The sequence below is a fragment of the Flavobacterium notoginsengisoli genome, assembly GCF_014207905.1.
In the GTDB taxonomy this organism is placed as follows: domain Bacteria; phylum Bacteroidota; class Bacteroidia; order Flavobacteriales; family Flavobacteriaceae; genus Flavobacterium; species Flavobacterium notoginsengisoli_A.
In genome coordinates, this window is the sequence record NZ_JACHLB010000003.1 from 501509 (window position 1) to 514453 (window position 12945).

The following is a 12945-nucleotide window of genomic DNA, read 5'->3' on the forward strand; positions in this document are numbered from 1 at the left end:
TTGAGTTATGAGTTTTTTAATGATCTAACCAGTATTTAAATTCGAGCTTAGATTCTAATTCTTTTATTAATATAGAATCTGTAATTTCTTTTGAGAAATCTACAATGATTTTATTAGGATCGATAGTAGAATAATCTAAGACATAATATTTATTTAATGCAACTTCACTATTTTCCGGACATCCACCTGAACTATTTCTATACAATTTACCATCAACACAATATTTCACAAACGCCTCCGTAGATTTTGGAAATTGTTTACAGAAAGTATATTTACAAATTGTTCGGGCTCGATTATCTCTAATTTCTTTTCTATAGTTAAAATGTCTAAAAAAAAGATATCCCAAACCGACAATCAGAATAATTAAAAATATTTTTGAAAGTTTGTCACTCATATTTAATTTCCAGATGACCAAAAATAAAAAAATCTTCCAGAAGGAAGATTACAAAGTAAAAAATTCTAAAAAATAAAAAATGGCAAGCGACCTACATCGCACCGCTCAACCACGTACCCTTGCTATGTTCCCATCCTGGGGGAGTCTGCAGGAGCTGGTCGTGTAGGACTTGCCGGTGCAAATATACAACCTTTTTATATTTTTGCAAGACCTTTGTTGCTATAAAAATATCGTCGTATATTGGCTTATTCAAATTTTAAACTATGAAAAAATATAACTTCCTAGCTGTCATTTTATTAGGAATTACTTTGGTTGGATGTGGAGATAAAAATAAAGCTGAAAATTCTTTATTTAATATCGATGATAGTGCTTTTCCTGCTCATTTTACGCAAAAAGAAGCGCTAACAATTGGAATTTTAAACCCAAAATCGAAAGAAATCGACAGCGTTGCCTACTTCATAAACGACCAAAGAGTTGGAAGTACAAAAGGTGCAAAAGAATTCAGATTTGAATTAGTAGATCAAAAATTGGGTTATCAACACCTAAAAGCGACTGTTTATTTTGGTGGAGATTCTTCTGATGCCACTAAAAGAATTGAAGTGGTTTCAGATGTGCAGCCAAAAGCCTTAAAGTTTAAAATAGTAAACACTTTTGCTCATGACAAAAAAGCTTTTACTGAAGGATTAGAATTTTATAAGGATACATTGTATGAAAGTACCGGACAAGAGGGAGCTTCATTTATAAAAAAATACGATTATAAAACAGGAAAAGTTTACAAACAAATTGATCTTGACCAGCAATATTTTGGAGAAGGAATTACATTTTTAAATGATAAATTATTCCAACTAACATACAAAAACAAAAAGGGTTTTATCTATAATGCTAAAACTTTAAAACTGGAAAAAACTTTTGATTACGAAAAAGATATTGAAGGCTGGGGAATGACAAATGACGGAAAGTACATTTACCAAACAGATGGAACTGAAAAAATATGGAAAGTTGATCCTTCTACTCAGAAAATGATTGATTACATCAACGTTTATTCGGGAGAATCAAAAATTAAAGCTGTAAACGAAATTGAATGGATAAATGGAAAAATTTATGCAAATGTATGGTTCAAAGATGCTATTGCTGTTGTAAATCCAGAATCTGGAGCTGTTGAAGGAATTTTAGACTTATCAAGTTTGCGTAAAGAAATGACTGACATCACCAAAGATGACGTTTTAAACGGTATTGCCTACAATCCTAAAACCAAAACTATTTTTGTTACAGGTAAAAACTGGAGCAAGATGTTCGAAATTACCGTTTCAGAATAAAATAATAATTTTCAATTTTTAAATTCCAAATTCCAATTTGACATAAATTTCACGAGTTTTCACAATTCATTAGTGAAAATTCGTGAAATTTGTGTTTTATACCGATATCAATAATGACAACATTAATCACAAACATACAAGAGTTACTTCAAGTTCGAGAAACTTTGATTAGCAAAGTTTCTGGTGCTGAAATGGCAGAGCTTCCAACAATTAAAAACGCTTTTTTAGTTCTAGAAAATGATCTTATTGCTGATTTTGGTTCAATGGAAAATCTTCCAAAAATTAACGCAGATAAAGTTATTGATGCGACAGGAAAAGTAATCCTCCCTTCTTGGTGCGACAGCCATACACACATTGTCTATGCGGGAAATCGCGAACAGGAATTTGTTGACCGAATTAATGGATTGACCTATGAAGAAATTGCCAATCGTGGTGGCGGTATTTTAAATTCGGCAAAAAAACTTAATAAAACTTCAGAAGACGAAATTTACGAGCAATCTAAAATTCGCCTAGAAGAAGTAATGCATTTAGGAACAGGAGCGGTTGAAATAAAATCAGGATACGGATTAACAATTGAAGGCGAATTAAAAATGCTTCGTGTAATTAAAAAATTGGCAGAAAATTATCCTATTGCAATTAAAGCAACATTTTTGGGTGCTCATGCATTTCCAACTCACTATAAAGAAAACAAAGCTGGTTATATTGATGAAATCATTACTAAAATGATTCCTGAAATTGCCAAAAATAAATTAGCAGATTATGTTGATGTTTTCTGCGAAAGCGGTTATTTTTCTGTTGAAGAAACAGAAAAAATTATGCAGGCAGGAATTGAATTTGGTTTGAAACCAAAAATCCACGTCAATCAATTTAATTCTATTGGTGGAATTCAGGCTGGAGTTAAATTTGAAGCCCTTTCTGTTGATCATTTAGAAATTATGACTCCTGAAGATATTGAAGCTTTAAAAGAGTCTGAAACAATGCCTGTTGCTTTACCATCTTGTTCTTATTTTTTAAGCATTCCTTATACTCCTGCACGAGAAATTATAAAAGCGGGGCTGCCTTTAGCTTTGGCTACAGATTTTAATCCAGGTTCTACTCCATCCGGAAATATGAATTTTGTTGTAGCAACAGCTTGTATTAAAATGAAAATGACTCCAGAAGAAGCCATAAATGCAGCAACGATAAATGGAGCTTACGCTATGGGACTTTCAGAAACTCATGGAAGCATTACAAAAGGCAAAAAAGCAAATTTAATCCTGACAAAACCTATTTCATCATATTATCAGATTCCTTATGCGTTTGGAAGCAATTTAATAGAATCTGTTTTTGTTGAAGGTAAAATTCTCGAGTAATATTTATATTCAATTATTACAATAAAAAAAGGTCTGTGAAAATGCACAGACCTTTAATATCAAAGTGGTATTTTATCCCTTTTGGCTAAATTATCTTAAGCTGAAGCTAGTTTTAGAAACTAATTCATCATTATCAAAAACATTGATAAAGTAAGTTCCTTTTGCGAAATCTTTTCCTGGAAGATCTTCACTAACATTTACGCTTTTGTTTTCGTACTTAACAGTAGTTTTAAAGCTGTATGTTAAAGAATTATCTCCAAAACTTTCAGTTTTCTTTTCGCCTAAAACATTGTTTTTAGCGTCAATTACTTGAACATAATAAGTTTTGTCACCAGATTTTGCAATTTGGTTTTCAGCAATTGTAAAGCTAACTTTTAAGATATCAGCACGACTTGCTTTATCTGTTTCAATTTGTTTTCCTGAGCTTCTCAATTTGTAAGCAGCAGTTTTTGTATTTAAAACAGATAATTTAGAACCTCTTTCTACAGTTTTAGAAAGCTCTTCGTTTTGACCAACTAAAACTTCATTAAACTTCTTAGATTCTCCTAAAACTACGATAGTACTATCTCTCTGAGTTGTTAAAACACCGTTTTGTTTTTTCAATTCATCATTTTCAGCAACCAAAGTTTTCATTTTACTTTGCATAGCCTGAACTTGAGATTTGTATTTAGAAACGTCCCCTTTAGATTTGTTTAAATCATCCATTAAAGCAACTACTTTATCCCTTTCTTGGATCAACTCATCAGACATTGAAGTATTTTCAGCAATTGCAGCATCATAAGTTGCTTTTAACTCCTGCAAATCTTTCATAACAGATTCTTTCTCTGTCATAGATGTTGTAAGTTCTGTTTTAACTACTTCTGAATCAGAAGATAATTTAAAAATATACACTAAGCTACCAATTAGTAGGACTGCTAAAACCGCGATTATCGCTTTTAGACTTGAATTGTTGTTCTTTGGGTTTTCCATATTTAAAAAATTTTCTTTAATAACAAATTTAAGAATTAATATAAGGTAATAACGTAAGTTAGTACAATTATATTATTTTTGGAAAATAAATTTTTTTAATGGAGAAATTAATCCCTTTCACTATAAATGATTTAGCAAAAGTCACAAATCATCGAAGTGGTGAAATAAAGTTCGGAGAAAAAATGATTGTCATTCCATCTGGAGCTGACAAAGTTGATTTTCTAAAACAAAGTGAAGCTAAATATGTGCTTTTAGGAATTCCTGAAGATATTGGTGTGCGTGCCAATTACGGAAGACCTGGAGCTGCTTCTGCATGGCAGTGTGCCATAAAAAGTATTGCCAACATTCAACACAACAGATTTTCTAAAGGAAGTAACATTATTATTCTAGGACATATAAATGTTGCTGATGAAATGCGTGAAGTTGAAAACTTAGATTTTAACGACATCGACGATCGTTCTAAATTAAGTCAGCTGGTTGAAAAAATAGACAAAGAAGTATCTCATATTATATTTACGATTATTAAAGCTGGAAAAACACCTATTATTATTGGTGGCGGTCATAATAACGCTTACGGAAATATTAAAGGTGCCGCTTTAGCGAAAGGAAAACCAATAAATGCTATTAATTTTGATGCCCATTCTGATTTCAGAATTTTAGAAGGCCGTCATAGCGGAAATGGATTTTCATACGCTTATGAAGAAGGTTTTCTAAAAAAATATTTCATTTTTGGATTGCATGAAAATTACACTTCAAAAAGCGTTTTAGATATTATTAAAAAACTAGAAGATAGAGTTCGCTATAATACTTACGACAGCGTAAACATCAGAAAAGAAAAAGACTTTAATCGTGAAATGATTACTGCCTTAGATTTTATTAAAAATGATGCTTTCGGAATTGAAATAGATTTGGATGCAATTCCAAATATTGCCAGCAGCGCTATGACTATAAGCGGTTTTTCTGTAGAAGAACTAAGACAATTTGTTTCCTTTTTTGCAGAACATAAAAACGCCGCCTATATTCATATTTGCGAAGGAGCACCAGACTTAGACAATGCACCAAACAATAATTTAATTGGAAAATTAATTGGTTATTTGGTAACCGATTTTATAAAAGCAAACTTAGAACAGGATTGATTTTGAACACCAATTTCAATCCTGTAACTAAGCAGGTTTGCCAAATAAAAGCAAAATCAAACAAACGATTGGCTGAATAAACCTATCTTTGCACAGCATTTTAGTACATTAAACTAAAATACCTAACAAATTAGATATGTTATTCGAAGATTTATCACTTTCAAAAAGTATACAAAGAGCCGTATTTGAAGAAGGCTATTTAAATCCGACTCCTATTCAGGAAAAATCCATTCCTGTGGTTTTAGAAGGGCGAGATTTAATTGGCTGCGCGCAGACAGGAACAGGAAAAACGGCAGCATTTGCTATCCCAATTATACATCAATTACACCGAATTGTTGGTTCTTCAAAAAAGGCAAAACAAATTCGTGCGCTTGTGGTTACGCCTACTCGCGAACTTGCTGTACAAATTGGACAAAGTTTTGACACTTATGCAAAATATACCAATTTAACACAGCTGACTATTTTTGGCGGTGTTTCACAAAATCCGCAAGTTGATGCTTTAAAAAACGGCATTGATATTTTAGTAGCTACTCCAGGCCGTTTATTAGATTTACACAAACAAGGTTTTCTTGATTTGAATCATTTACATACTTTGGTGCTTGACGAAGCTGATCAAATGCTGGATATGGGTTTTATAAACGATGTCAAAAAAATCATAAAGCTAACACCTAAAAACAGACAAACATTACTTTTCTCAGCAACAATGCCAATTGCCATTCGTGAATTGGCAGAAATGTTTCTTCAAGATCCTGAAAAAGTAGAAGTTTCTCCTGTTTCATCAACAGCAGAAAATGTAGAACAACGCGTTTATTTTGTTGATAAAACAGAAAAGAGAAACTTGTTGTATAAGTTGATTAAGGAAGAAAATTTATCAAACGTACTTGTTTTTTCGAGAACAAAACACGGCGCTGACAATGTTGTAAAAGCGCTTCGCAAGAAAGACATTCCAGCTGAAGCTATTCATGGAGATAAATCTCAAAATGCCAGACAACGCGTTTTAGATGCTTTTAAAAATAAAGAAGTTGGGGTTTTAGTTGCAACAGATATTGCTGCAAGAGGAATTGATATTGAACAATTACCTTATGTTATCAATTTTGATTTGCCTAATATTCCAGAAACCTATGTACACCGTATTGGTCGTACAGGACGTGCAGGAAATGGAGGAATTGCAATTTCTTTCTGTGGAAAAGATGAAGAGCCTTACTGGAAAGATATTAAAAAGCTGATCAAAGTAGATGTACAAATCATTACAGATCATCCGTACCCATGGCATTCAGGAAGTCCAGAAGCTGGAGAAAAACCTAAAAACTCAAACAGAAGCGGTGGAGCTCATAAATCGAGAAAATCTAATTCTTCCAAGAAAAACAAAAAACGCTGGTATTAAACAGCGTTTTTTTCGTTTATAAGGAAATTTATTATTTTAAATAATTTTACTGGTTCAAAAGGCTTTATAATAATATCATTCATACCAGCTGTAATGGCTTCATCTGTAATTTCATCTTTATCAAAAGCAGTTAAAGCAACAATCGGCGTTTCGATTCCCAAAAGGCGAATTCGTTTTGTGGTTTCAAATCCGTTCATTAAAGGCATATTGATATCCATTAAAATCAAATCAAAAACTTCATTTTCTAAGATTTTCAATGCTGCGAAACCATCATCAACAACCTTACAGGCATAATTGTTTTTTTCAATAATCTTTTTGGTTACCAATTGATTGATCAAATTATCCTCAACAACCAAAATTTTATAGATTTCATTTGAAGTTAAATCGACTTCAATTTCATTAATTATACTTTTAGTTTTAGCTAAATCATGCTCAAAGGCAATTACAAACGAAAATGAAGTTCCTTTTCCTAGATCACTATCCAATGTAATCGTACTTCCAAAAAGTCCCAACAACCTTTTTACGATACTAAGCCCTAAACCAGTTCCTTGATAATCGGCATCTTTACGCCCGACTTGAACAAATTTTTCAAAAATCTTACTCTGGTCTACTGCTGCGATACCAATTCCGTTGTCTTTAACCATAAAATTCAAGTAATTTAGCTTTCCTTCAACATTCACTAAATCTACTTTTATTTCTACTTCTCCTTCTTTCGTGAATTTTAATGCATTACTTACTAAGTTCATCAAAATTTGTGATAATCGAAGTTTATCTCCAATCAAATATTCTGGAATTGCAGGGTCAACATCTATAGAAATTTTGTTATTATTTTTCTGAGAAAGAAAAGATAGTGAGTTCTTAATAACAGTGATTTCGTCTAAAATATTAAATGTAAAATTTTCTAGAACAATCTTATTTTCTTCTATCTTATTAATCTGAAGAATATCATTTACCAAAGAAAGTAAATATCTAGCGGAGAATTTTAGAGAACTTAAATGTTGGCTTTTGGAGATTTCCTCATGCTCTTCTAAAAGCATATTGGTGATACCAACAACACCATACAGCGGAGTACGCAATTCATGGCTAATAGTAGAAATAAACTGAGTTTTTAACAGAGAAGCTTCTTCGGCTATTTCTTTTGCTTTTAAAAGCTCTAAATTATGTTTTTTCTTATATCGAATATTCTTTATTAAAGTGATAATTAAGAAAAGAAGAATCAAAGAAATAAGAATAAATAGAATTACAATAATTCTTGATTTTTTCAGACTTTGAGATTGTTCTACTTTTTCATTTTCGATCTTATCAATCTCTCTTTTATATTCATCGAGTTCTAGTCTTATTCCTGCACTGGAAGCTTTTTTTAACTTTCCCTCATTATAAATCTCTTCTGAAATTTTATTATATTTTTTTAAAGTCTCGTAAGCTTCTTTATGTCTATCAATTTTATTTAAAAAGGTAGCATATTCTAAATAGGCATTTGATAAATCTGTTTTTTCCTCGCACTTATTTCCCGCTTCTATTGCTTTTAAAAAATAAGCATCAGCCTCATCATTCTGTTTTTTATAACTTAAATAAATACCATTAAGCATATTAACAATAACTTCTGTAGAATCATCTGCATATTTCATGTTATTGTTTACATACTTTAAGAAAAGATATCCTTCATCGTAATTTTTAATATCAAAATACGCCCAAGCTATATTGACATTCGTAAAAAACACATCTTTTAAGTTATTTGTTTTTAAGCAGTACGCGATCGCCTTTTTATAGTATCGAATTCCTTGATCAAATTCTCCTCGATCAAAGCAATGCATATTTCCTAAATTATTGTAAATATTGGCTTTGATAGAATCGTTACTGGTTTTATTAGCATAACCTAAACTTTTTTTATAAAAAAAGATAGACTTATCAAATTCTGACACCGCATTATAATTAGCAGCGATTATATTGTAAGACCGTGCAATAAGACAATTATCCTTTTGCATTGTAGCCTCATTTAAGGCAGTTCGAGAAAGTATTAGTGATTTTTCAAAGTTAGATTCTCTGAAATACGAAAGTGCCTGTTTAACTAGTTTTTCTGTTTTAGGATTTAATCCACAATCAGATTGCGCCATAGCCGAATTTATGCTGAAATTCAGGCAAAAAAATAGAAGTAAATAAATCCGTTTTTGGGGCATCAATCGGGCTAGTTTAATCAAATATACACTTTAAAATAAAAAAAAGCTGTATTTCAAAAAAAAATACAGCTTTTCAATTGTTATTTAGACAACTAAGGTTAAAATTGTAATCTCAGCGCTACTTTTTCTTATTCTTTAGCATCTTCCCATTGCCCTACTACAGAGGTAGCTAGAGCATTTCCTAAAACATTGGTTGCACTTCTAAACATATCGCAAAAGTGGTCAATTGGCAAAATTAATGCGATACCTTCTACAGGAATATCAAACATTCCACAAGTAGCTGCTACAACTACTAAACTTGCTCTTGGAACACCTGCTATACCTTTACTTGTTAACATCAAAACCAAAAGCATTGCCATTTGTGTTCCTAAATCCAAATGTACGTTGTAGAACTGTGCGATAAATATACTTGCAAAAGTCATATACATCATACTTCCGTCAAGATTAAATGAATATCCAAGAGGAAGCATGAAAGAAACAATTTTATCCTTTACACCAAAACCTTCTAATTCTTCTGTCAACTTAGGAAATACAGCTTCACTACTTGTTGTACCAAAAGCAATTGCTAAAGGCCCAGTAATACGCTTTAACAACTCTGTCATTCTTCCTTTTAAGAAAATATACCCAACAGCAATTAAAATGATCCAAAGTGTACTGATACCAATTAAGAATGATCCGAAAAATTTAAAATAAGTAATTATCAATTCTTCTGCATCTCGAATAGCAAATACTCCTGCAATTGCTCCAAAAACACCAATTGGCGCAAATTTCATAACGTAATTTACCATTTTTAAAACGATGTGAGACAACTTATCAAAAGCACCAATAATCGGTTTTACCTTCTCTCCTAAAGATGCAGCTGCCAATCCAAAGAAAATTGAGAAAACGACAATCTGCAGAATTTCATTAGTTGCCATAGCTTCAACGATACTTTTTGGTACGATATGCTCAACGAAATTGTCAAAAGACAAGTTTTGAGTTTTACCAGTAACTTCAGAAGCTGCCGCCATATCCACATGGTCTAGTTTTAATCCAACACCTGGCTCTAATATATTTACATAAAACAATCCAATTAACAATGAGATGAATGAAGCCGTAAAAAACCACCCAATAGCTTTTCCTCCAATTCTTCCAACGGTTTTAATATCACCTAATTTCGCAATTCCTACTACCAAAGTTGTAAAAACCAAAGGAGAAATAATCATTTGCACCAAACGAATGAAGACGGTTGCCAACATTTTTATTTTACTACTAAATGCTTGTGCAGCTTCGGGCGAAATGCTATTGTGCAATATAATTCCTAATACAGCTCCAAGAACCATAGCAATTATAATTTGCCCTGTTAATCCCGAAAAAAATGATTGTTTTTTAGTTTCTGTAACTTCTTGCATTAATTTATTTTTTGATTATTAAAATATAAGACCCTCACTGTCTTACCTTTTACTAATATGTTTTATTGATTAAATAAAAATCAGCTAAAACAATTGCTGCCATTGCTTCCACAATTGGCACTGCGCGAGGCACTACACACGGATCATGACGTCCTTTTCCTGTCATTGGTGTAATGTTTCCTTTATTATCTAATGAGTCTTGCGTTTGCATAATAGTTGCAACAGGCTTAAAAGCTACTCTAAAATAAATATCCATTCCGTTGCTAATTCCGCCTTGGATTCCGCCAGAAAGATTAGTTTTTGTAGTTCCGTCAGGATTGTATAAATCATTGTGCTCGCTTCCTTTCATTTCAGAACCTGAGAAACCACTTCCGTATTCAAAACCTTTTACCGCATTTATAGAAAGCATTGCTTTTCCTAATTCTGCATGAAGCTTATCAAAAACAGGTTCTCCTAAACCAACTGGAACATTTTGGATAACGCAAGTTACAACACCTCCAACAGTATCTCCTTGTTTGCGAATATCACGAATGTATTCTTCCATAATCGCTGCCGATTTTTCATCAGGACAACGCACAGGATTACTTTCTATTTTAGAAAAATCTAATTCTTGATATGGAGTATCTAAATGAATTGGACCTACAGAAGAAACATAAGCATTGATCTTAATTTCAGAAAGCATTTGTTTTGCAATGGCTCCTGCCACTACTCTACTTGCTGTTTCTCTCGCAGAACTTCTTCCGCCACCGCGATAATCACGGAAACCATATTTTTGATCATAAACATAATCAGCATGGCTTGGCCTGTAGTTATCTTTTATATGAGAATAATCGTCAGACTTTTGATTGGTATTTGGAATGATAAAACCAATTGGAGTTCCAGTTGTTTTTCCTTCAAAAATTCCAGATAAAAACTGTACTGCATCTGGTTCTTTTCTTTGTGTCACAATTGCTGATTGACCAGGCTTTCTACGAGCCATATCTAATTCAATTGCTTCAAAATCTAGTTGAATTCCAGGAGGGCATCCATCGATGATTCCGCCTAAAGCTTCACCGTGAGATTCTCCAAATGTTGTTACTTTATATAGTTTGCCGAAGCTGTTTCCTGCCATTGTAATTTGTTTTGAGCAAATGTAAGTTTTATGAATTAAATTAAAAAATTTAAAACTGGTATTATTAACTAAACATTAACTGGAATAAAAATCACAATTTGGTAAAATTATCCGCTTTTTCATAACCTTTTGATAAAATAAATCTGCGCCGATTTTTCTTAATTTGTAAAACTTCAAATCAAGAAAAATTGAAAAAGAGAAATGTCGAATTGGTCATTCTTTCTGATGTCCATTTAGGAACTTACGGAAGTCACGCTAAAGAACTAAACAACTATCTTTCAAGCATTAAACCAAAAACTTTAGTCTTAAATGGCGATATAATTGATGCTTGGCAATTTCGTAAATCGTACTTTCCAAAAGCGCATTTACGCGTTATACAACGCATTATCGGAATGGCTTCTAAAGGAACAAAAGTGTATTATATTACTGGAAACCACGATGAAATACTTCGAAAATTCAGTGATATGAATATGGGAAATTTTGCTTTGGTGGATAAATTAGTTTTAGAATTAGACGATAAAAAAGCTTGGATTTTTCACGGAGACGTATTTGATGCTTCTGTACAACACTCTAAATGGATTGCAAAATTGGGCGGATTAGGGTATGATTATCTAATACTTATAAATCGTTTTGCAAACTGGTGTTTGGGGAAATTAGGTCGTGAACCATATTCCTTTTCTAAGAGAATTAAGGCAAGCGTTAAAAAAGCAGTAAAATTTATTTCTGATTTTGAAACCACTGCAACTGATTTAGCTATAGAAAAAAAATACGATTATGTTATTTGCGGTCATATTCATGAGCCCAAAATTATGACTAAAGAAAATAAACACGGATCAACATTATACCTTAATTCTGGGGATTGGGTAGAAAATTTAACCGCTTTAGAATATCATAAAAAACGTTGGAAATTATTCTCTTATAAAGCCAGCAATTTTGTAGAAGAAGAAAATTTATTTGAAATGGAAGATATTCTTACCTCGCAACTAATATCATCAATTATTTTGAAATAATTCTACTTTATAGCCCTTAAAACAAGCATATTGAGTGTTTATCTAATCAAAAATGTGAATTATATAACAATTTTCAAAAATATTATACGTTCTCTATTTAACTGTAATAATACATTTGAAAAAAAATAATTAACCATTTATGAAAAAGATAATTTTATCTGCCATTATGCTTTTTGGATTAGCATTTACGGCTCAATCACAAGAAATTTCAAAACACGCTTTAGGACTACGTTTAGGAGACAATAACGGATTTGGAGGAGAGGTATCTTACCAATTAGGATTAAATCAAAAAAACAGACTTGAATTTGATTTAGGCTGGAGAAATAGTAGAGATGTTGACGCTATTAAAGGTGTTGCTCTTTATCAATGGGTTTGGAATATTGATGGAGGTTTTAACTGGTACGCTGGTGTCGGTGGAGGTTTAGCCGCTTGGGATTACGATTATTACAATGCAGGATACAGATACAATGACAGCGGAACTTATGTTTTTGCGGCTGGAGATGTTGGTATCGAATACAGATTTAAAGAAGTACCTTTGACATTATCGCTAGATGCCAGACCAGAAATCGGTTCAGGATACTATGATGATGATAACTTTGGATTTGACGTTGGTTTAGGCGTTAAATTCAGATTCTAAATAAAAATAAAAAAAATTGTAAAAAAGAAACCTGTCGTTTAGCGACAGGTTTTTTTATGCTTTAATTT

11 protein-coding genes and 1 other RNA gene are annotated in these 12945 nt (G+C 32.2%); 6 read left to right on the plus strand and 6 right to left on the minus strand.

All coding sequences use genetic code 11. From position 1 onward, the window contains the following. Positions 1 to 16 precede the first annotated feature (16 nt). On the minus strand, positions 17 to 394 hold the full coding sequence (locus HNP35_RS12430; RefSeq protein WP_184162312.1) for a hypothetical protein: 378 nt from the start codon (positions 392 to 394) through the stop codon (positions 17 to 19). A gap of 77 nt (positions 395 to 471) precedes the next feature. Then, positions 472 to 569, minus strand: an RNA gene (ffs, locus tag HNP35_RS12435) — signal recognition particle sRNA small type. Positions 570 to 657: 88 nt separating this feature from the next. Between ffs and HNP35_RS12440 the strand changes: the two genes are divergently transcribed. After that, entirely contained in the window at positions 658 to 1710 is a 1053-nt protein-coding gene (locus tag HNP35_RS12440) for a glutaminyl-peptide cyclotransferase (RefSeq protein WP_184162314.1), read from the plus strand. Between the two features lie 113 nt (positions 1711 to 1823). Continuing rightward, the gene (gene hutI / locus HNP35_RS12445; RefSeq protein WP_184162316.1) at positions 1824 to 3062 is read left to right on the plus strand and encodes an imidazolonepropionase; all 1239 of its coding nucleotides are present in this window, start codon (positions 1824 to 1826) and stop codon (positions 3060 to 3062) included. Between the two features lie 90 nt (positions 3063 to 3152). Here the strand turns inward: hutI and HNP35_RS12450 are convergent, their stop codons facing one another. After that, positions 3153 to 4031 carry a hypothetical protein gene (locus HNP35_RS12450; RefSeq protein ID WP_184162319.1) on the minus strand — a complete coding sequence of 293 codons (879 nt, stop codon included), beginning with the start codon at positions 4029 to 4031 and terminating at the stop codon, positions 3153 to 3155. Between the two features lie 98 nt (positions 4032 to 4129). Here HNP35_RS12450 and HNP35_RS12455 point away from each other — a divergent pair, with 98 nt between their 5' ends. Further along, on the plus strand, positions 4130 to 5167 hold the full coding sequence (locus tag HNP35_RS12455) for a formimidoylglutamase (protein WP_184162322.1): 1038 nt from the start codon (positions 4130 to 4132) through the stop codon (positions 5165 to 5167). 136 nt (positions 5168 to 5303) lie between these two features. Continuing rightward, positions 5304 to 6551 carry a DEAD/DEAH box helicase gene (locus HNP35_RS12460; RefSeq protein WP_184162324.1) on the plus strand — a complete coding sequence of 416 codons (1248 nt, stop codon included), beginning with the start codon at positions 5304 to 5306 and terminating at the stop codon, positions 6549 to 6551. Here HNP35_RS12460 and HNP35_RS12465 read toward each other — a convergent pair. From HNP35_RS12465 to aroC, 3 genes are all read right to left on the minus strand, one after another. Further along, positions 6548 to 8665: a response regulator gene (locus HNP35_RS12465; protein WP_246453502.1), complete on the minus strand. Its 2118-nt coding sequence runs from the start codon at positions 8663 to 8665 to the stop codon at positions 6548 to 6550. The genes HNP35_RS12460 and HNP35_RS12465 overlap by 4 nt on opposite strands. Positions 8666 to 8856: 191 nt before the next feature. Further along, positions 8857 to 10119, minus strand: coding sequence for a dicarboxylate/amino acid:cation symporter (locus HNP35_RS12470; protein ID WP_184162327.1), 1263 nt, complete (start codon positions 10117 to 10119; stop codon positions 8857 to 8859). A 52-nt stretch (positions 10120 to 10171) separates the two neighbouring features. After that, entirely contained in the window at positions 10172 to 11230 is a 1059-nt protein-coding gene (gene aroC / locus HNP35_RS12475; RefSeq protein WP_184162331.1) for a chorismate synthase, read from the minus strand. A 188-nt stretch (positions 11231 to 11418) separates the two neighbouring features. On the opposite strand from aroC, the gene HNP35_RS12480 reads away from it, so the two are divergent. Continuing rightward, positions 11419 to 12240, plus strand: coding sequence for a UDP-2,3-diacylglucosamine diphosphatase (locus HNP35_RS12480; RefSeq protein ID WP_184162333.1), 822 nt, complete (start codon positions 11419 to 11421; stop codon positions 12238 to 12240). A 139-nt stretch (positions 12241 to 12379) separates the two neighbouring features. Then, on the plus strand, positions 12380 to 12877 hold the full coding sequence (locus HNP35_RS12485; RefSeq protein WP_184162336.1) for a hypothetical protein: 498 nt from the start codon (positions 12380 to 12382) through the stop codon (positions 12875 to 12877). Positions 12878 to 12945: the final 68 nt, after the last annotated feature.

What these genes read in the sequence shown, in the direction of transcription:
- HNP35_RS12430 (WP_184162312.1), bottom strand. Translation starts at nt 394, where the DNA reads ATGAGTGACAAACTTTCAAAAATATTTTTAATTATTCTGATTGTCGGT.
- HNP35_RS12440 (WP_184162314.1), top strand. Translation starts at nt 658, where the DNA reads ATGAAAAAATATAACTTCCTAGCTGTCATTTTATTAGGAATTACTTTG.
- hutI (WP_184162316.1), top strand. Translation starts at nt 1,824, where the DNA reads ATGACAACATTAATCACAAACATACAAGAGTTACTTCAAGTTCGAGAA.
- HNP35_RS12450 (WP_184162319.1), bottom strand. Translation starts at nt 4,031, where the DNA reads ATGGAAAACCCAAAGAACAACAATTCAAGTCTAAAAGCGATAATCGCG.
- HNP35_RS12455 (WP_184162322.1), top strand. Translation starts at nt 4,130, where the DNA reads ATGGAGAAATTAATCCCTTTCACTATAAATGATTTAGCAAAAGTCACA.
- HNP35_RS12460 (WP_184162324.1), top strand. Translation starts at nt 5,304, where the DNA reads ATGTTATTCGAAGATTTATCACTTTCAAAAAGTATACAAAGAGCCGTA.
- HNP35_RS12465 (WP_246453502.1), bottom strand. Translation starts at nt 8,665, where the DNA reads ATGGCGCAATCTGATTGTGGATTAAATCCTAAAACAGAAAAACTAGTT.
- HNP35_RS12470 (WP_184162327.1), bottom strand. Translation starts at nt 10,119, where the DNA reads ATGCAAGAAGTTACAGAAACTAAAAAACAATCATTTTTTTCGGGATTA.
- aroC (WP_184162331.1), bottom strand. Translation starts at nt 11,230, where the DNA reads ATGGCAGGAAACAGCTTCGGCAAACTATATAAAGTAACAACATTTGGA.
- HNP35_RS12485 (WP_184162336.1), top strand. Translation starts at nt 12,380, where the DNA reads ATGAAAAAGATAATTTTATCTGCCATTATGCTTTTTGGATTAGCATTT.